The following is an 18,421-nucleotide window of genomic DNA, read 5'->3' on the forward strand; positions in this document are numbered from 1 at the left end:
TTTAAGTTACTGAGTCATAGAACTCAGTTGAATAAAAGCAAAATGGGATTCTTCGACTCTGAGATAGTTCAGCACGAAGCCAAGCAGCTATTTGAAGATTATCAATCGCTGATTCAACTTGGCAACAACTACGGCAAATTTGACCGCGAGGGCAAAAAGCTGTTTATTGAGCAAATGGAAGCAATGATGGATCGATATCGCATCTTTATGAAGCGTTTCGAGCTATCAGAAGACTTCATGGCACAAATGACCATCCAACAACTCAAAACTCAGTTGGATCAGTTTGGTGTCACCCCCCAACAAATGTTTGAGCAGATGAATATCACTCTGCAAAGAATGAAAGCAGAGTTAGAAAAACAGTCATGACAGGGAACAGGGAACAGGAAACAGGAAACAGGGAACAGGGAACAGTGAACAGTGAACAGGAAAAATAAAATAAGTTCCTCCTGCCTTCTGCCTCCTGCCTCCTGCCTTCTGCCTCCTGCCTCCTGCCTCCTAATTTGACTTAGGACGAGGGAACTGAGAAGGTGACTTAAACTTCTCAACAGGTACGTCTTTTAAGGCTTTGACCATAAAATCACGCCAAATGGGAGCAACCATACCCCCACCAGTCGCACCACTGGATAATTGTCTGTTGTCATCCCTTCCTACCCAAACAGCAGTAGTAAGTTGTGGTACAGTACCCACAAACCAAATATCTTTTTCTGAAGAAGTTGTTCCCGTCTTACCAGCTACTGGCCTGTCTAAAGCAGCACCTTTACCAGTACCACTAGTAACCACAGATTGCATCACATCTATAATTGCTGCTGAAGCCCAAGAATCAAGAACTCGCTGGGGTTTAGGTGTGTTATCGAGTAACACATTCCCGGTGCTATCAGTAACTCTTACAATTACAGTTGCTGGCGATTGCCAGCCATAATTAGCAAAGGTAGCGTAAGCACTAGCCATTTCTAGGGGAGTGACACCAATAGCACCCAAAGGCAGGGAAGTCACAGGTTCCATCGGACTCATAATCCCCAGAGTCCGACAAGTTTCAATCACCTTATTCATCCCTATAGCTTTACCAATCTTAATAACTGGTATATTTCGAGACTGAGCCAGAGCAGTCCGAATCGACATTGCACCGCTAAAGCCACCATCATAGTTTCTGGGAAAATACCAACCATTACCGTCTCGGTAGCTGACTGGAGAATCTACCACCGTGCTATCAGGAGCATATTTGCCAGTAGCAAAGGCAGTATAGTAAACAAAAGGTTTAAAAGAAGATCCAGGTTGACGTTGGGCTTGGGTAGCGCGGTTGAACTCACTGGCTTTAGGATCTACACCACCAACTAGGGCTTTAACAAAATGTGTGCGGGGGTCAATCGCTACTAGAGCAAGTTGATTTTTGTATAACCCTTGACTCAGTAAAGTGTTATGCCACTTGATGACCGTTTCCTCTGCCATCATTTGGAATTTGGCATCAACAGTGGTTTGCACCCGCATTCCGCCTTTTAGTAGTGCATCACGTCCAAACTTTTTCGCCAATTCTTGGGCTACCGTATTGGTGATATAAGGTAGGGCGCTGCCTTGAAATGACTTAATTCTCCCTAGTTTGATTTCTTGCTTGAGAGCATCATCGTATTCTTTCTGGGTGATCCACTTCAAATCCAGCATCCGCCCCAGCACTTCCTTTTGTTTCTGTTTTGCCAGCTTCATACTAGAAAAGGGGCTGAATTCTTCTGGGGCTTGGATTAAACCCGCCATCATTGCTGACTCACCCAAAGTTAAAAATTCTGCTGATTTGTTAAAGTAACTGCGAGCCGCTGTTTGGACACCGTAGTTATTATGACCCCAATACACTTGATTGAGGTACATTTCTAAAATTTCGTCTTTGGAAAGAATTTGTTCTAACCGAATTGCTAAAACTGCTTCGGCTAATTTTCGTGTAAAAGCACGCTTATGAGATAAGAACAGGTTTTTTACTAACTGCATGGTGATGGTAGAACCACCTTCTTTTACACCACCTGCCACCAAGTTTACTACTACAGCCCGACCAACACCACTAGGATTAATCCCATGGTGAGAATAAAAGTGACCGTCTTCACTGGCTAATACTGCCCGTTTCAGATTGGGGGAAATTTTATCTAGGGGTACAACTTCCCGATTGGCTTCACCGTGGACACTTGTTAATAATTTACCTTTAATATCGTATATGTAAGTAGTTTCTGAGGGAAAAAAGTTACGTAATTGTCTAACATCTGGCAAATTACGGAAACTAATGGCTAGGCCAACTAGTCCTCCGGCTACAATAGAGCTTGTTAGCAGGGTGATAGATAGCAGAGTACCGCCAGTTACCTGACCTACTCCTTTAAAAAACTCAAATCCAGATGAAGTCTGTTGTTGTGGTTGTTTGTCTTCAAAAGTCCTAGACGACACGGCGATCTCACTTCCTCACTAGTAAATTTAAATGTAATTCATTAAATGAAAAAAGACGGTTAATTTTTTGCAATTATAGTAGTTTGGCAGAGCAGAGAACGGATAATTTTTTGGTGAACATAATAAACTTAACTTCTCAAGTGCAAAGTGTAGTTAATAACGAATCCTCTAGTATGACTCAAAATTTCTCTTGGCTGCATCGCGGTGTGGCAGAAATTTTTCCTCAACCCCATGATGATGATCATGAAACTGAAAGTTTAGAAAAGCGTTTGGTCAATGCGAATCGTCCTTTAAGGGTAAAATTGGGTATTGATCCGACGGGTGCGGATATTCATTTGGGTCATAGTATACCAGTAAGAAAACTGCGAGCGTTTCAAGATGCTGGTCATACGGCTGTTTTAATTATTGGTGATTTTACTGCACGCATCGGTGATCCTACGGGTAAGTCTGATGTCCGTCGTCAACTGACAGAGGCAGATGTGGCACAAAATGCCCAAACTTATCTTGATCAAGTACGTCCTATTTTAGATTTTGACACACCTGGTAGGTTAGAGGTACGTTATAACTCCCAATGGCTTTCCCGTCTAGATTTGGGGAAAATTTTGGAGTTACTTTCTACGATGACGGTGGGACAAATGTTGGCTAAAGAAGGTTTTGCGGAACGTTATAAAAAAGAGAATCCAATATTTCTACATGAGTTCCTGTATCCATTAATGCAGGGCTATGATTCTGTAGCGGTTGAGGCTGATGTGGAGTTGGGTGGAACTGATCAAAAGTTTAATATTGCTGTAGGCAGAGATTTACAGCGCCATTTTGGATTAAAGCCTCAATTTGGGCTATTGTTGCCAATTTTGATTGGTACAGATGGTGTACAAAAAATGTCTAAGTCTTTAAATAATTATGTGGGGTTATCTGAACATCCTTCCCAAAAGTATCAAAAACTCCAAGCTGTGCCAGATAATTTACTGTCACAATATTTTGAATTATTGACAGATTTACCCTTGGATAGTTTGCCAGAAAATCCACGCGATCGCCAAGAATTTTTAGCCTGGGAAATTGTCCGTCAATATCACGGGGAAGCAGCAGCAAATGAGGCCAAGGAAGCAGCAAAAAGTGGTGGTAAGGAAGGCACATTACCAGAGTTTTCCCTAGCTGATATTGCTCAATTTCCCGCTAAATTAGCTTTTATTCTTGGTGCTACCGGTCTATGTAAAAGTACCGCCGAAGGTAAACGTAAAATTCAAGAGGGTGGTGTGCGTTTAGATGGTGATAAGGTGACTGATGTGGATACAACTTTTGCAGCACCGGGGGATTTAGTCGGTAAGGTTTTGCAAGTGGGTAAAAAGAATTTTGTCCGTCTTGTTCCATGATTTAGTTAATGAAACGCAGATGAACGCAGATGAATGCAGATGAACGGATTATTGTTCCTTTGGATGTTCCAGATTTAGAAAGTGCGATCGCTCTTGTGGATAAACTTCCCCAAGTCACTTTCTGGAAAGTCGGTTTAGAACTGTTTACCAGTACAGGCCCCACAATTCTGGAAATTCTCAAATCCCGACAAAAGCGGATCTTTCTCGATTTGAAATTTCACGACATCCCCAACACTGTTGCAGGTGCTTGTCGTGCTGCTGCTGGTTATGGTGTGGATTTGTTGACGGTTCATGCTACTAACGGCAAAGATGCCCTCAAAGCAGCGATGGAAGCAGTACAAGTAGGAGCAGAAAAAGCAGGTACACAACCACCCAAGTTAATCGCTATTACCCTTTTAACCAGCATTTCTGCTAGACAGTTGGCGTTTGATTTAAAAATTCCTCTGGAATTACCAGAATTTGCTTTACAAATGGCGCTTTTAGCTCAAGAATCAGGATTAGATGGGGTCGTGTGTTCTCCCCAAGAGGTGACACAACTGCGGGAAACCTGTGGGAATGATTTTTTATTCGTTTGTCCGGGAGTCCGTCCCAGTTGGGCTGATCAAGGAGACCAAAAGCGATCGCTCACCCCTTCCCAAGCGATTAAAGCTGGTGCAGATTATCTGGTGATTGGTCGTCCGATTACTGCTGCATCTGACCCTGAATTAGCTTGGCAGAAAATTAGCGAAGAATTATCGAAAAAATGAGTTTAATGGGTGGATTTGAGGAAATTTTTTGATTCAATTATTAGCCCCCAGATTTATCTGTGGGGTCTTCTATTTTGAACTCTAAAAAAAATGGTGACAATTACTCGTTTTGACAAAAATTCCATACGATTAAAGTCCCTTGAGTCTCTTTATTGCTGAGTTTTCCGTATACCAGGAATGTTTATGAAATATAGACTTTTGTCGGCTTCTACTAGTGCCTTAATTCTGTCCTTTAATATATCAATATCACCTGCTTTATCTCAAACAGTCCTAAAATGTGAACAGCATCAAGAAGTATTTACATTTCAAATGTCTAATTATCCCATTCAACATCAGGGAGGAGCAATCCTCAATGTCAAAGTTGCTTACCGTATGACACCAGAAGCGATCGCCCAAAATACTTATCCTGATTTTGTACCAATTAGAAAAGATATTGATAAGTTTTTTGTCAATTACCCAAATGAAGCAGATTTTTGGGAAATTTTGAATAAAAAACTAGTTCAAATGCTCTTAGATAAATATCCCCAAATGGCATCTTTAAGTATTGAAATAGGTGTTACACCTACCGTACAAGAGCCTTTATACCGTTCTAGTATTGTCCACAGCACTCGACCCCAAAGGTGTCCTCTCAGTCTTTAAGCATCGAAAATAAAGCTACATAGAATAAGATATAGTCAAGATTCTGTGTAACCTCACATTAAATTGGTGTCAAGGGTGTAAATTTTATCTCATGAATACAAAAGGACAAAGGAGAAAAAATAGCTGGTTGATGTTTAGGAACTTAGTGATGCTATGTCCTTGCTGGCTATTGATTTCTTTTGCATTTGTTGACCCTGCATTCTCTAAAAATATCATTCCTAAACCTGTTAAATCAGAAGTAAGTAATTCCTGCTCGGAACAAAGTTTAGAAACTTTAACTACTCAGTTAATGCTAGATTTACCTAGCTACACCAACCGTGCAATCCAACGCGCTCGTCGTCTGAACAGAAGTGTTGATATTTACACTTATATCTTAGTAGCGGGAAAGCCTGAATTCCAGCCTTTGCCTTTAAATCCCGGTATTGATACCGTTAAAAAATATGAATCAGAGGGAGTAGAGCAAGTATTTTTTACTACATTGGAACGCAAGTATATAAGTAAAAAAGTAGTAGAATTACAAGAATTTCATTGGTTGTTTTTGACCAGAACCAAAATTGGTTGGCAAGTGGTGATGATGTTTAGCCAAACAGGTGCATATCCAGTCAAACAACCTGTAGCACCACCAAGGGATAGTAGTAACAGTGCGATCGCTCAAGGTGTTAAACTGTGGCTACGAGACTGCAATGAAAATAAAAATTAAAAATTAAAAAAATCTATCCCATGCCTAAGTCCTAAAATTTTTTCTTGGTCAAGGGCTGCAATTTTGATATTGAAAAACGCATAATAGAAGTGTGACTAATCTGTTAGCCCCTTTACAATCCCTAAAACAAGGTCACTGGTTCAAGTTGATTTGTGGAGCCAGTTACCAACATCTACCTGCGGTGAGAAATTTAACCTTAGCCTACACTTTGGCGGGTGCTGACTGCATAGATGTGGCAGCTGATCCGGCAGTGATTGCCGCAGCCCAAGCAGGTTTACAAGCAGCTAAGGCTCTGGCTAAGGAAGCCCAAAGGCAAGGGTTTGGTTTTAAAGGTGAGTTACCTTTACTCATGGTCAGCCTCAACGATGGAGAAGACCCACATTTTAGAAAAGCAGAATTTGATGCTAATTATTGTCCCGTAGATTGCCCCAGACCCTGTGAAAAAATTTGTCCCGCACAAGCGATTGTGTTTAACGGTATAAAAGATAGCTTTTCAGGAATTATTGCCGAAAAATGTTATGGCTGCGGTCGTTGCATTCCAGTTTGTCCTTATGAGATGATAAATGCAGCATCTTATATATCAACTCCGGGAGCGATAGCACCATTGATCATTTCAACGGGAATAGATGCCATAGAAATTCATACAAAAGTAGGGCGTTTGGAAGAATTCCAGCGTTTGTGGGTAGTGATCGCTCCTTGGGCAGATAAATTAAAGTTAATAGCTATCAGCTGTAACGATGGAGAAGGGCTGATTGATTATCTCCAAGCAATTTATGACCTCATCACCCCCCGTCCCCAAATTTTAATTTGGCAAACAGACGGGCGCTCTATGAGTGGTGACATCGGCGATGGCACTACCATAGCAGCAGTGAAACTAGGGCAAAAAGTTTTGGCAGCAAACCTACCGGGATATGTGCAGTTAGCAGGGGGTACTAATAGCTACACTGTTCCTAAACTGAAGGAGATGGGAATGCTTCAGGAGGCAGGGGAGCAGGGGAGCAGGGGAGCAGGGGGGAATGAAGAATTTCTCTCCTCAGCCTTGATCTCCGGTGTTGCTTACGGCAGTTATGCCCGTGTATTGCTGTCACCGATTCTTGAACAGTTAGAAAATAAGGAGGTGATTACTACCAGTGTCAAAGCAAATCTACGCCTCGAAGATGAACCGGAACTACTATGGCAAGCTGTGAAACTTGCTCATTCTCTCGTTTCTCAGATTAAGTCAAAGTAAGAGTGTTCATTGCTCATTTGTTATCTCTCACAACGTCACCATCTCTCACCATAGAAAGCATGACGATTACAGACGATCTCCAAAAGTTACTGGACATTTTGCCTCAAGACCTACGGCAAGAACTAGAAAATCATCCTAAAAGAGATTATCTAGTGGAAGTGGTCTTGGATTTAGGTCGTCGCCCAGAAGCTCGGTTTCCCCATGCAGCTGAGTATCTGAGCGAAACTCCCGTCACTCAAGCACAAATAGATGATTGCATTCAACGAGTCGGAACCTTTGGTGGAGATAATCGGGCAGGAATTGAGCAAACTTTACATCGCATCAGTGCTATCCGTAACCGCACAGGCAAAATTATTGGTTTAACTTGTCGTGTCGGTCGGGCGGTATTTGGCACAATTGGCATGATCCGCGATTTGGTAGAAACTGGCAAATCCATTCTCATGTTAGGTCGTCCTGGTGTGGGTAAAACCACCGCTTTACGGGAAATTGCCCGTGTATTGGCAGATGACTTAAATAAACGAGTGGTGATTATTGACACTTCTAATGAAATCGCTGGTGATGGTGATATCGCTCATCCTGCCATTGGCCGCGCTCGCCGGATGCAAGTGGCAAAGCCAGAATTACAACATCAAGTGATGATTGAGGCAGTGGAAAACCATATGCCGGAGGTGATTGTCATTGATGAAATCGGCACAGAATTGGAAGCTTTAGCAGCCCGTACAATTGCGGAGAGAGGTGTACAATTAGTTGGTACTGCTCACGGCAACCAAATTGAAAACCTGATCAAAAATCCCACGCTGTCTGATTTGGTGGGGGGTATTCAAGCGGTGACGCTGGGAGATGACGAAGCGAGACGACGCGGTTCACAAAAGACCGTTTTGGAACGTAAAGCGCCACCTACCTTTGAGATTGCTGTGGAAATGATGGAACGGCAACGCTGGGTAGTGCATGAAAGCGTAGCTGATACAGTGGATACTCTATTAAGAGGTCGTCAAGCTAATCCACAAACACGAAGTGTGGATGAAAATGGCAAAGTGGCCATTACCAGACAATTATCTGTGGTTCAGGGTCGTGGCGGTAACTTAGCTAGTGAGGAAGAATCTTTTCCGGCTGTGAAACAGGTTAATGGCTGGCGTGGTTCTGGTCAAATGGTGGCTCTACCACCTTTATCTCTAGAACGGGAACGGGTGACAGGACGCAGCGAGTTTGACCGCTTGCTAGATGAATCTTTCAATTATTCTGAAAGTATTGATTTTAGCCAGACTAAATCAGCCGGTCCCAATGGGGAAGATTTGCCTTTGCATATTTACCCCTATGGGGTGAGTCGTCACCAACTGGAACAGGTGATTAGTGTGTTAACTTTGCCTGTGGTTTTGACCAAAGATATAGATAGTGCCGATGCAATTTTAGCGTTGCGATCGCACGTCAAAAACCACGCTAAATTAAGGCAAATGGCCAAGGCTCGTCATGTACCCATTCATGTGATTAAATCCAGTACAATTCCCCAAATTACTCGCGGTTTGCGGCGGTTACTGAATATCGAAGATCCAGAAATCGGCGATGACCGAGAATTACAACTATTACTGCATAGTGGGAGTGATGACGAAATAGACGCTTTGGAAGAAGCCAGACTTGCAGTTGAGCAAATTGTCATTCCTAAAGGTCAACCTGTGGAGTTATTACCCCGTTCTCCGCAAGTAAGAAAAATTCAGCATGAGTTGGTAGAACATTATCGGCTCAAGTCCCATAGTTTTGGAGAAGAACCAAACCGGCGGTTAAGGATTTATCCGGCGTAATTTCACCTTTAACCCCCTTTCCTACTTGGAGAGGGGGCTAATAATTAATTATCGAAAATATTAATCACAGGTTGATAAATGCCAGCAAAAGATATTTACCATGATGGATTTAAAAATGCTTTAATTAAAGATGGTTGGCAGATCATTCGTGATCCTTATACTATTAGATACGAAGGGCTGAAACTCTTTGCTGATATTGCTGGTAAAAAGTTATTTGCTGCACAGAAAGAAGATATTAATATTGTAGTTGAGATCAAAAGTTTCTTGAGTCTTTCCCTAATTCATGAGTTTCAATGTGCTTTAGGATAATATATTTTATATCGCACATTGTTAAGACAATTACATCCTAACTGTCGTCTTTACTTAGCAATTGAACAAGAGGCTTATGAAACTTTTTTTCAGACAAAAGGTATTAAACTTGTGATAGAAAAATATCAAATTTTACTGATTGTTATTAATATTGTTCAGGAGGAAATTGTTCAATGGATAAGTTAAATAACTATCGTGCAATTATCCAAAAAATATTAACAGAATATGATCAAATATCTAGTCAAACTCCTAATATTTCTGGGGTTGACACCGTATTATCTTTTGACGAAGAAAGAGATCAATATTTATGGTTTGATGTGGGTTGGAATGAAAGAAAACGAGTAAAGGCAATTACTGTTTATGTGAGAATTAAAAATGAGAAAATCTACATTGAAGAAGATTGGACAGAAGAAGGTATTGCAACTGAGTTATTAAGGGAAGGTGTACCAAAAGAGGATATTGTTCTTGCTTTTCATGATCCGGACACTCGCAAGTTGACTGAGTTTGCTGTTGCTTAAATGAGCATCAATCTTTAATGTGATCCCATGATGATCATATCTAACCTTATGAATAATCCCTTATTAGATAGAATCACAATTAACCATGATATTTGTCATGGTAAACCCTGTATTCGAGGACTGCGCTATCCTGTGGAAATGATCTTAGAACTTTTGAGTTCAGGAATGACTACTGATGAAATTCTAGCAGATTATGATGATTTAGAATACGAAGATATTTTAGCTGTTCTAGTTTTTGCAACTCAACTTACTCAAGTTAAAAGTATTCGACAATTGATTTCATGAAATTCTTAATTGATGCTCAATTACCAGTGAGAATTGCCGATCTGTTGGTAACATTAGGTTATGATGTTATTCATACCAAAAATCTACCTTTAAAAAATTCTACTTCAGATTCAGAAATCAACAAAATATCAATCCTGGAAAAGAGAATTGTTATTACTAAAGATAAAGATTTTTTAGATTCTTTTTTAATCAAACAAGAACCTTATAAACTCCTTTTAGTAACAACAGGAAATATTAGTTAGTAACAAAGAAATTGAAGAAGTTTTTATACAAAATATTTCGCAAATAGTTGAGTTATTTAGGACTTATGATTTTTTAGAAATAAATAGAGATAGTTTGATTATTCATTAAGTTGACATAATGCAACTCAACCTGTAAAGATACCGATTTTTATCAATTTGTGTAATTAATTTTGCTTGGGTATTTAATAAGTGTGAAAATTGCGGTAAGTTTTTCACATCGGATAGTGATAAGCTGTTGTGTATCTTTAAAGCACAACAGCCAATCAAAAGATAAAAGACTTGAAACTTATGTATCGAATATCATCATATCCAATTTAGCTGCACATCAGTTTATCAAGTTCAGCTAATCACTTACGTAACTCTGCTGTTGGCAATTGCTTTTGCCCTATTCCCTATTAATAGCCACAACAGATATGATAAGTGTATCTCTGACGAGCAGCGAAGCTCACAGATGGACATGATATCAAATATCCCGTACAACCTACCCCCTATGTTTAGAACTTTCCACCACCTTTAACAAGCTTCGCAACATAAAATAAGCAGAAGTACCCCCTGGATCTTGATGTCCCACACTGCGATCGCCTAAATAACTAGCTCTACCCTTTTTTGCTAACATGGGTATGGTTTCCTGTAAACCTTGTTCCGCAGCCGAAACCGCTACCCGCAAAGCTTCCACCGTTCCCATACCTTCGTTGACAGCTTGCTCAAAAGCCTCAACAGCTGGAGACAATACATCTACCATTGTCTTATCTCCCAACTGTGCCTTACCACGTTCAATTACACCATCTAAACCAGATTGGAGTAACTTTAGCATATCGTCTTCAGTTAATTCCTTTTTACCAGCCGTTGCAGAACTAGCTCTTAAAAACCAAGTTCCATACAAAGGACCACTAGCACCACCAACACTGGAAATTAAAGTCATGCTGACGGTTTTGAAAATGGTGCTGATGTCTTTATCAACAAAACTAGGTAGCAGATTGCTGACCTTTCTAAAACCTCTATCCATATTGATACCATGATCAGCATCACCTATGGCTGCATCTAATTCTGTCAACTCTTCCTTATTATGTTCAATGACAGAAGCAAATACTTGTATCCATTGAATTATCTGCACCTGAGTAACCATTTCATACTCCCCAGCGTAAACTTGCTGTTTTTACTGGTGCATCCCATAACCGCAGCATCTCGTCGTCTAACTTCAGCAGTGTGATGGAGCAACCTTGCATTTCTAATGATGTCATGTAGGGTCCAATTAGATTTCGCACGATTTGCAATCCTTCCTGTTCACAGATTTCTGCTAGTTTGCGGTAGACAAGATACAGTTCAGAAACGGGAGTACCTCCCATACTGTTAACATAAGCTAAGATGCGATCGCCTTTTTGCAGGGGTTTATTTAACAGTTCCACATCCATCCATCCTGCTTTGGTTTCGTCCCACTCCCGCACTGTACGACTATAGAGATTATCATCAATGAGCGATCGCACTAAAATCTCTGTAATCTCATCTCCTGACTTCATAGAAGCCCTTTCTCTTCCCGGTTCTCCATGAATACCAATTCCCAATTCTATCTCATTATCCCCCAAAGCAAAAGTCGGCGTACCCTTGGCAGGAACCGTACAAGAACTCAACGCCACACCTAAACTGCGTCCATGCAGATTTACCTTTCTACACAAAGAAGCTAACTGTGGCAAATCATAACCCTGTTCTGCTGCTGCTCCACAAATTTTTTCCGCCAGCACCGTTGTACCTACACCCCTTCTTCCTTGGGTATACAAACTATCCTTCACCGCCACATCATCATCAATAATAATATTTAGCGTGCGGATGCCTTCACTTCTAGCTAACTCCGTCGCCATTTCAAAATTCATCAAATCGCCACTATAATTTTTAACGATATAAAGAATACCAGCACCACCATCTACCTGTTGTGCAGCAGCTAACATTTGGTCAGGAGTCGGTGACGTAAAAACCTCACCAGGACAAGCAGCATCAAGCATTCCCATCCCCACAAAACCCGTGTGCAGAGGTTCGTGACCACTTCCACCACCAGAAATAATTGCTACCTTTCCCTGTACAGGTGCATCCGCTCGATAGACAAAAGTCGGCTCATAATTTACCTTAATTAAATCAGCATGAGCCACCGCCATTCCTGCTAGACTTTCCCTAACAAAGTCATCCGGTTGATTAATCAGCTTTTTCATAATTGATACTCCCTTCCCCACAAAATATTACTATCTTCTTCTTTCTTATCTTCGCGTCCTTTGCGTCTTCGCGGTATGCCTACGGCACGCTACGCGAACATTTAATCAGTATTCTTCTAGTGGGAAAGGAATATGCTTACAAAGGTGCTAAAACTCATAATACAGCAGGAGTCAGGAGTCAGGAGTCAGGAGTCAGAAGTAAAACTGGCTTTGTGTATAGGTTTGAATTTAGATGTTGTACCTCCTAACTACGCAAACCGCTGTAAACTTTCAAAGCCCCAAACTTCAACATTTTGCTGATGATTACTTTTGGGTTTGGTTGACATGATTCAGTTTCAGAAAACTATCAAAAGCATACCAAGCTAAAACATACCAAGGAATTACTTCTAATTGCAAACCCTTAATCATTAACTGTCTGACAGCCAATATACTCAATCCAAAAGGAAACAAGAAACCTAAATCAACCGTACCATCTGTAGCACGTTCAACCCGTTGATTCAAGTCAATTAATGCATTAGATATACCCGTTGCTGCTTCAGTTTTCCCTTGGGTAATATCTGCAAAAATTATCCCTATATCACGCAGTGTAGCTGAAATTTCTGCTAAAGTGCCAGTCTGACCATCATGATGAATGAGAATGCTACCGTGATGGATATTAGTTCGCACTTGAGTAATGTGAGGTTGTGCGGTTAAAAAATTGGCGATATGTTGTATTTTCTCAGCTTGGCGGTTTCCAGGAGCAACTCTTAATCTTAGCCTTCCTGGAGTATCGCTGATAATTTTTGTGGCTATAGGATTAAAAGATGTATTTAAATTTGTTCTTTCCGTAATTTGTCTCATAATTGAAACCTTGAATAATAAAAATTAAAATCACAATTAAAACACACTAAACAACAATATTTATTCAGTAGGGATAAAGCTCAATGCTAAACCCCTACATAACCCAAATTGCTGGTTATAGCACCCCATAAGGTACACACCAAGAGACTTTCAACCCTGTCACCTGCTTATGCACCATTACCAGATTGATTTTCAGCAGCTTCAAATGCTGGTGTGTGTTGTTCTTCTGCTATTTCGGCTCTAGCTTCAGCTACAATATCTTCCCAAGTTTCACCCAATTCAGCAAAAGCTCCCTTGCTTTTTTCATAAGCAACAAGTCCGTTTTTGATGATTGATTTAGCTATCGGTTTACCAATTCCTGCAACAACAGGGACTACCACAGGAGCAAGTAAAACTGCCCCTATTCCGGCTATAATTCCAGGTGCGCCGGCATCTTCTACAAAATCAGTAATTTTTGCCATAATTAAATAGACCTCCAATTAATTGGAGCAGGTCACATAAGCTTTTTAATTTACTCTAATTTTGATTGTTATATCATCTTGCTGTTGATAGATGTTTTTAGGTATACGGCAAGAGTCTAGAGTAAAACTCTCTTGCTGTCTAGGGTTCAATTTACATTCTTCTTTACCTGATTGATCTGCAATCTGCTGCATAGAAATTCGATTCGATTTATATATTCCTTGATAATGCTTGAAATCTTCATTGTAAAGGTAAATTTGCCATTAAATTTAGGGAATAGGACAGGGATGCAGGTTTTAAATTAGTCCATAAATTGGAAGTTTTGGGAGAAAGTTCTGAAATCTCTGTTGTACCTATTTCGGAAGTAGGATATATAGATGGATTTTGTTGTAAAGCTAACTCCATTACCTCCACCCAATGGTATATGCTAACTTCAGGAGATTGGTATGCGATCGCTATCGAGGAAGCACGGCTATTAACACGCACATTAGTAACTTGATTATGGGCTTTTAGTAAAGCTTCTAACCTTTGTGTATAGGCAGAATCTTGAGCAATTAGCGGCACATAAAATCTAATCCTTCCCGGAATTGTATGGACTACAGTATAAGCAATTTGAGCATTATCTTTTTTATCTGTATCTGGAATAGGTTTAACTGTTTCCGCTGACAAAAATTCCGGTTCTAAAGAGTTAATCACCCTGCGCGTAGCATCTGCCGTTAGGATGTAAACTGGAATTGCGGCTAAACCATGTATTCCCATTCTCCCTGTGACAGCTAACCCTGTCAGCAAGGGAATTAAATCAAGAGATTGCTTTTTCCAAAAATCTAGAGATTTCCATTCCCCAAACGCATCTTTTTTACCAGTATTCATTTATCTAAAATTAGGTATACAAAACTAGAAATTAATTCAAGTTAAATATAACTGCTAGTTTTGGTGTTAAGTCTCACTCTTGAGAGCTATTTTCAGAAACAGATTCCCAATTTGTTAAATACAGAAATTTCTAAAGATATGAATTGCAGCCAGACAAATAAAAGATGGTATCGTCATGAAAATATATTTAACGTATCATTAATATGCCAAAATTTCATAATATATAACAGTTCATGATCTTCAAATTTTGAATATAATAAATTCGATAGACTCCATATCTGTATATGTATTAATTGGGAATTTGATCAACATGAATGTCAATTAAATTGGGAATATTCTAATAATTATCCAAAATCCAGATTTTTTCAAAAAATATAGTATAATCATGACTCTAGACGAAAATATCAATTATATAGTACAATAGTATCAAAAAGCTATTGTCACTTAATAATTTGCAGGTCATAAAATGGTATCAGTTAATCCGTTAGTTAAACCCTTTGTAAAGTGGGCAGGAGGAAAAAGACAACTTGTGCCGACAATTTTAGCTAATCACTTCCCTAAAAATTATAATCTTCAAACCTACTACGAACCGTTTGTTGGTGGAGGTGCGCTTTTGTTTAGTTTACAACCTAAAAAAGCCGTCATTAATGACAGTAATGCTGAATTAATAAATTGCTATAAAACAATTAAAAATTCGTTAGATGAACTAATTGAGGATTTAAAAAATCACAAAAATGATGAATATTATTATTATGATATTAGAGACTGGGATCGAGAAAAGAATTTTAAATCTAAAACAGAAGTTCAACGAGCATCCAGAATTATCTTCTTAAATAAAACTTGTTATAATGGGTTATTTAGAGTTAATTCTCAAGGTCAATTTAATGTACCTTTTGGCAAATATAAAAACCCCAATATTTTAGATATAGCTGTTTTAAAAGCAGTCAATAAATATTTAAATGAAAATCAAGTTACAATATTAAACTCTGATTTTCACGAAGCTGTTAAAGATGCCAAGCGAGGAGATTTTATATATCTTGATCCTCCTTATGATCCAGTTTCCGAAACTGCTTCTTTTACTGGCTACGATGTGAACGGTTTTAATAAACAGGAACAAAAAAGGTTAAAAGAAGTATTTGATGATTTACATAGTAGAGGTTGTTATATTTTACTAAGTAATGCTTATACAGAATTTATTTCAGACCTATATAAAGATTATTCACAGACAAAAATATCAGCTATCAGGGCGATAAATTGTCATGGAAAAAAAAGAGGTAAAGTGGATGAGATTCTAGTCAAAAACTATGAGTGATAAAAATATTAAAAAACCAAAAAACAAAAATGATATTGCTTGGGAAGCACTATTTGAAAAATATTCTATTTTAGAAAACATATATGAAATAGGATATTTTGAAATAGAGTCAAATAGCATTAATGAATTCAGAGAAAGTAGGTTAATGGCTAAGTTTGATCATTATGATACTTTGCCTACAATTTTTAAACAACATAAGCTGTCTATATTACCTATTTCCAGAAAGATTTGATACTTACTTGAATATTGATTATGACGCTTCTCTAGAACCTACTCCTGTTGATTTTCCTTCTAGTATAGAAAGTATAGATTATTGTAATCTCTTTTCAGAAAGTGCAGCCTTAAGTTGTGCTTTCAATATAGATGTTATAAATGATTTAATTACAAACTCCTGTAAGGTGTAAGAAGATATTTTAAAAGTGGTTGGTGATTTATCAAAAATCCTCTAAGAGAATAGTCTATCCCTCTTAAAGTTTAAACATCTAAGAGGGAGAATTAAAAAAATAAGAATTGTTACCTATTTCGATTCTTTAACTACCCGTTGTTGATATTCAGCTTCAGTCATGAGTTCCTCAGTAGATTCTACCCTGTCTAAAAATACTTTTCCTTCCAAATGATCATACTCATGTTGAAATATCCGAGCAATAAAATCTGTTAATTCTTGTTTTTGTATCTTCCCATTGCGGTCAGTATATTCAATTTCAATCTTCTGATATCTAGGGACTAACCCCCTAATTCCCGGTACACTTAAACAACCTTCCCAACCTTTGATAACTTCAGATGAATAAGCAATAATTCTGGGATTAATCATCGCCGTTGGTTCCATGTCTGGTGCGTCGGGATATCGGGAATTAGGACGAGAAGCAACAATAAATAACCGATAAGATTCTGCTACTTGAGGTGCAGCAATTCCTACACCGTTAGCTTGAGAAACAGTAAATATTAAATCATCAATGAGTTTTTGAATATGCTCATTTTGAATGTTTTCTACCCAAGCTGCTTTTTGGCGTAACATTGGATTGCCTAATTGAATAATTGGCACTGATTTATTCATGATAAACACCATTTATGTAAGTATTAATTGATTGCTAACTAAACAATTATGCCCAGAAATCAATTTTCAGAACGCACTGGTAAAGGAGCAGGATTGACTGTTAGTTGAACTGTTTTCCCCTGACGGTCTACTTGGACTTGCAGAGGAGTACCAATTTGACTATTTTCTACTAGTTTTTGTACTTCATCCACTTTACTAACAGGTTGATTATTAATGCTTTTGATCACATCCCCTGGTTTAAGTCCACCAACTGCGGCTGGTGATTCAGAAACAATTCTCACTAATAAGACTCCTTGATCTGCAACTAAATTTACTCTATTACCAGATCTACGAATTATTCTTTCCTTGAGTTCTGGTGTTAGCGTCGCCATTTGTACACCCAAATAAGGATGATCCACCCTACCTTTACTAATTAATTCTTGGGAAATTTTCTGCACTGTATTAATAGGAATTGCAAAGCCTAAACCTTGAGCGCCTTGGATAATAGCTGTGTTCATTCCTATTACTTCACCACGAGCATTTAGCAGTGGTCCACCAGAGTTGCCAGGATTAATTGCTGCATCTGTTTGTAAATAATCAACTCGCTTATCACTAGCACCAATAGCACTACTAGAACGGTCTGTAGCACTAATAATTCCTGAAGTTACAGTATTGTTTAAACCCAAGGGATTCCCAATTGCAATTACTGCTTCTCCTGGTTGCAAGGTATTGGAATTGCCTAGAGCTAAAGTTGGTAAATTATTAGCATCAATTTGAATTACTGCTACATCTGTAACCGGGTCTTCTCCTAAGACTTTACCATCAAAAGTCCGTCCATCTTTGAGTGTAACTGTAACTTGATCTGCGCCATCTACGACATGAGAATTGGTCAAAATTTGCCCAGAGGAATTAATAATAAATCCAGAACCGCTACCCCTTTCTACTCTTTGTCTTTCCTGTGGAATTCTGTCACCAAAAAATCTGCGGAAAAAAGGATCTGAAAATTCATCTGGTACTTGAGATGTGACGGTTCTGGCTGAATCAATGCGAACAACAGCACCTCCCACTTTTTGTACTACTCCAACTACAAAGTTAGGATCACCAGAGGAGGCGATGATGGCAGGAGGCATAATTACTGAAGTGGGAGCAGTAGTTTTTTGGACTGAAGCCGGGTTCTGTTCCGATTCTAAGGTTCTGCTATTCAGGTTAGAACAGCCACTCAGAACCACTGCTGCTAAACCAGTGATTAGCATCCACCCTTTTCTTTTAGCTCGTATACGGGGGATCAAAATTTTGGTATCAATATTTTTGGATGCTAGGTGATGATTATAAATCTTCATCATGTACTTTCTCTCCGTGTTAGTCACTAAGTGATAGGATATTGGCTACCTGGTCTAAACCAGAATGATTACAGTTTAAAGTTAAACTATTGCTTGCTCATATCTTCTATTGTGG

At 39.1% G+C, this 18,421-nt stretch carries 21 protein-coding genes and 1 pseudogene; 14 read left to right on the plus strand and 8 right to left on the minus strand.

The features are described from left to right. Positions 1–42 precede the first annotated feature (42 nt). Positions 43–366, plus strand: a complete 324-nt coding sequence (locus ACLLO5_RS23385) for a DUF1825 family protein (protein ID WP_013191130.1) — start codon at positions 43–45, stop codon at positions 364–366. Between the two features lie 129 nt (positions 367–495). Here the strand turns inward: ACLLO5_RS23385 and ACLLO5_RS23390 are convergent, their stop codons facing one another. Further along, entirely contained in the window at positions 496–2,418 is a 1,923-nt protein-coding gene (locus ACLLO5_RS23390) for a transglycosylase domain-containing protein (RefSeq protein WP_413172887.1), read from the minus strand. A gap of 173 nt (positions 2,419–2,591) precedes the next feature. Between ACLLO5_RS23390 and tyrS the strand changes: the two genes are divergently transcribed. The 10 genes and pseudogenes from tyrS to ACLLO5_RS23440 all read left to right on the plus strand — a co-directional run bounded on the left by tyrS (position 2,592) and on the right by ACLLO5_RS23440 (position 10,251). Then, positions 2,592–3,788, plus strand: a complete 1,197-nt coding sequence (gene tyrS, locus ACLLO5_RS23395) for a tyrosine--tRNA ligase (protein ID WP_413172888.1) — start codon at positions 2,592–2,594, stop codon at positions 3,786–3,788. Between the two features lie 29 nt (positions 3,789–3,817). Further along, a complete protein-coding gene (gene pyrF, locus ACLLO5_RS23400; RefSeq protein WP_413172890.1) occupies positions 3,818–4,534 on the plus strand; it encodes an orotidine-5'-phosphate decarboxylase in 717 nt (238 codons plus the stop codon). 183 nt (positions 4,535–4,717) lie between these two features. Further along, a complete protein-coding gene (locus ACLLO5_RS23405; protein ID WP_413172892.1) occupies positions 4,718–5,173 on the plus strand; it encodes a hypothetical protein in 456 nt (151 codons plus the stop codon). Positions 5,174–5,303: 130 nt separating this feature from the next. After that, positions 5,304–5,873, plus strand: coding sequence for a hypothetical protein (locus tag ACLLO5_RS23410; protein ID WP_413172893.1), 570 nt, complete (start codon positions 5,304–5,306; stop codon positions 5,871–5,873). 91 nt (positions 5,874–5,964) lie between these two features. Further along, positions 5,965–7,101, plus strand: a complete 1,137-nt coding sequence (ldpA, locus tag ACLLO5_RS23415) for a circadian clock protein LdpA (RefSeq protein ID WP_413172894.1) — start codon at positions 5,965–5,967, stop codon at positions 7,099–7,101. 59 nt (positions 7,102–7,160) lie between these two features. Beyond that, a complete protein-coding gene (locus ACLLO5_RS23420) occupies positions 7,161–8,897 on the plus strand; it encodes a R3H domain-containing nucleic acid-binding protein (RefSeq protein WP_413176170.1) in 1,737 nt (578 codons plus the stop codon). Positions 8,898–8,975: 78 nt separating this feature from the next. Beyond that, positions 8,976–9,392 (plus strand): annotated as a pseudogene (locus tag ACLLO5_RS23425) (element excision factor XisH family protein). Further along, positions 9,380–9,724: a XisI protein gene (locus ACLLO5_RS23430; protein WP_413172895.1), complete on the plus strand. Its 345-nt coding sequence runs from the start codon at positions 9,380–9,382 to the stop codon at positions 9,722–9,724. Before ACLLO5_RS23425 ends, ACLLO5_RS23430 begins: the two are co-directional and overlap by 13 nt. A 48-nt stretch (positions 9,725–9,772) precedes the next feature. Continuing rightward, positions 9,773–10,009: a DUF433 domain-containing protein gene (locus tag ACLLO5_RS23435; RefSeq protein ID WP_413172896.1), complete on the plus strand. Its 237-nt coding sequence runs from the start codon at positions 9,773–9,775 to the stop codon at positions 10,007–10,009. Continuing rightward, entirely contained in the window at positions 10,006–10,251 is a 246-nt protein-coding gene (locus ACLLO5_RS23440) for a DUF5615 family PIN-like protein (protein ID WP_413172897.1), read from the plus strand. The genes ACLLO5_RS23435 and ACLLO5_RS23440 overlap by 4 nt, the downstream gene beginning before the upstream one ends. 481 nt (positions 10,252–10,732) lie before the next feature. Here ACLLO5_RS23440 and dhaL read toward each other — a convergent pair whose 3' ends face one another. The 5 genes from dhaL to ACLLO5_RS23465 form a co-directional block, all read right to left on the minus strand. After that, the gene (gene dhaL / locus ACLLO5_RS23445; protein ID WP_413172898.1) at positions 10,733–11,377 is read right to left on the minus strand and encodes a dihydroxyacetone kinase subunit DhaL; all 645 of its coding nucleotides are present in this window, start codon (positions 11,375–11,377) and stop codon (positions 10,733–10,735) included. A 1-nt stretch (position 11,378) separates the two neighbouring features. Further along, the gene (gene dhaK / locus ACLLO5_RS23450) at positions 11,379–12,452 is read right to left on the minus strand and encodes a dihydroxyacetone kinase subunit DhaK (protein WP_413172899.1); all 1,074 of its coding nucleotides are present in this window, start codon (positions 12,450–12,452) and stop codon (positions 11,379–11,381) included. Positions 12,453–12,755: 303 nt separating this feature from the next. Next, positions 12,756–13,292: an HMA2 domain-containing protein gene (locus ACLLO5_RS23455; protein ID WP_413172900.1), complete on the minus strand. Its 537-nt coding sequence runs from the start codon at positions 13,290–13,292 to the stop codon at positions 12,756–12,758. Between the two features lie 167 nt (positions 13,293–13,459). Beyond that, positions 13,460–13,753, minus strand: a complete 294-nt coding sequence (locus ACLLO5_RS23460) for a DUF5132 domain-containing protein (RefSeq protein WP_413172901.1) — start codon at positions 13,751–13,753, stop codon at positions 13,460–13,462. Between the two features lie 238 nt (positions 13,754–13,991). After that, entirely contained in the window at positions 13,992–14,621 is a 630-nt protein-coding gene (locus ACLLO5_RS23465; protein ID WP_413172902.1) for an HMA2 domain-containing protein, read from the minus strand. 466 nt (positions 14,622–15,087) lie between these two features. Here ACLLO5_RS23465 and ACLLO5_RS23470 point away from each other — a divergent pair, with 466 nt between their 5' ends. Genes ACLLO5_RS23470 through ACLLO5_RS23480 form a run of 3 tightly spaced genes read left to right on the plus strand, consistent with a single transcriptional unit; the run spans position 15,088 to position 16,337 of the window. Next, positions 15,088–15,933, plus strand: coding sequence for a DNA adenine methylase (locus ACLLO5_RS23470; RefSeq protein WP_413172903.1), 846 nt, complete (start codon positions 15,088–15,090; stop codon positions 15,931–15,933). Further along, positions 15,926–16,165 carry a type II restriction enzyme gene (locus ACLLO5_RS23475; protein WP_413172904.1) on the plus strand — a complete coding sequence of 80 codons (240 nt, stop codon included), beginning with the start codon at positions 15,926–15,928 and terminating at the stop codon, positions 16,163–16,165. The genes ACLLO5_RS23470 and ACLLO5_RS23475 overlap by 8 nt, the downstream gene beginning before the upstream one ends. Then, a complete protein-coding gene (locus tag ACLLO5_RS23480) occupies positions 16,098–16,337 on the plus strand; it encodes a DUF6997 domain-containing protein (protein ID WP_413176171.1) in 240 nt (79 codons plus the stop codon). Before ACLLO5_RS23475 ends, ACLLO5_RS23480 begins: the two co-directional genes overlap by 68 nt. A gap of 113 nt (positions 16,338–16,450) precedes the next feature. Here ACLLO5_RS23480 and def read toward each other — a convergent pair whose 3' ends face one another. Then, a complete protein-coding gene (gene def, locus ACLLO5_RS23485; RefSeq protein WP_413172905.1) occupies positions 16,451–16,987 on the minus strand; it encodes a peptide deformylase in 537 nt (178 codons plus the stop codon). Between the two features lie 59 nt (positions 16,988–17,046). After that, a complete protein-coding gene (locus tag ACLLO5_RS23490; RefSeq protein WP_413176172.1) occupies positions 17,047–18,306 on the minus strand; it encodes an HhoA/HhoB/HtrA family serine endopeptidase in 1,260 nt (419 codons plus the stop codon). Positions 18,307–18,421 lie beyond the last annotated feature (115 nt).

The sequence above is a fragment of the Anabaena azotica SJ-1 genome (assembly GCF_047275885.1).
Taxonomy (GTDB): domain Bacteria; phylum Cyanobacteriota; class Cyanobacteriia; order Cyanobacteriales; family Nostocaceae; genus Trichormus_B; species Trichormus_B azotica_A.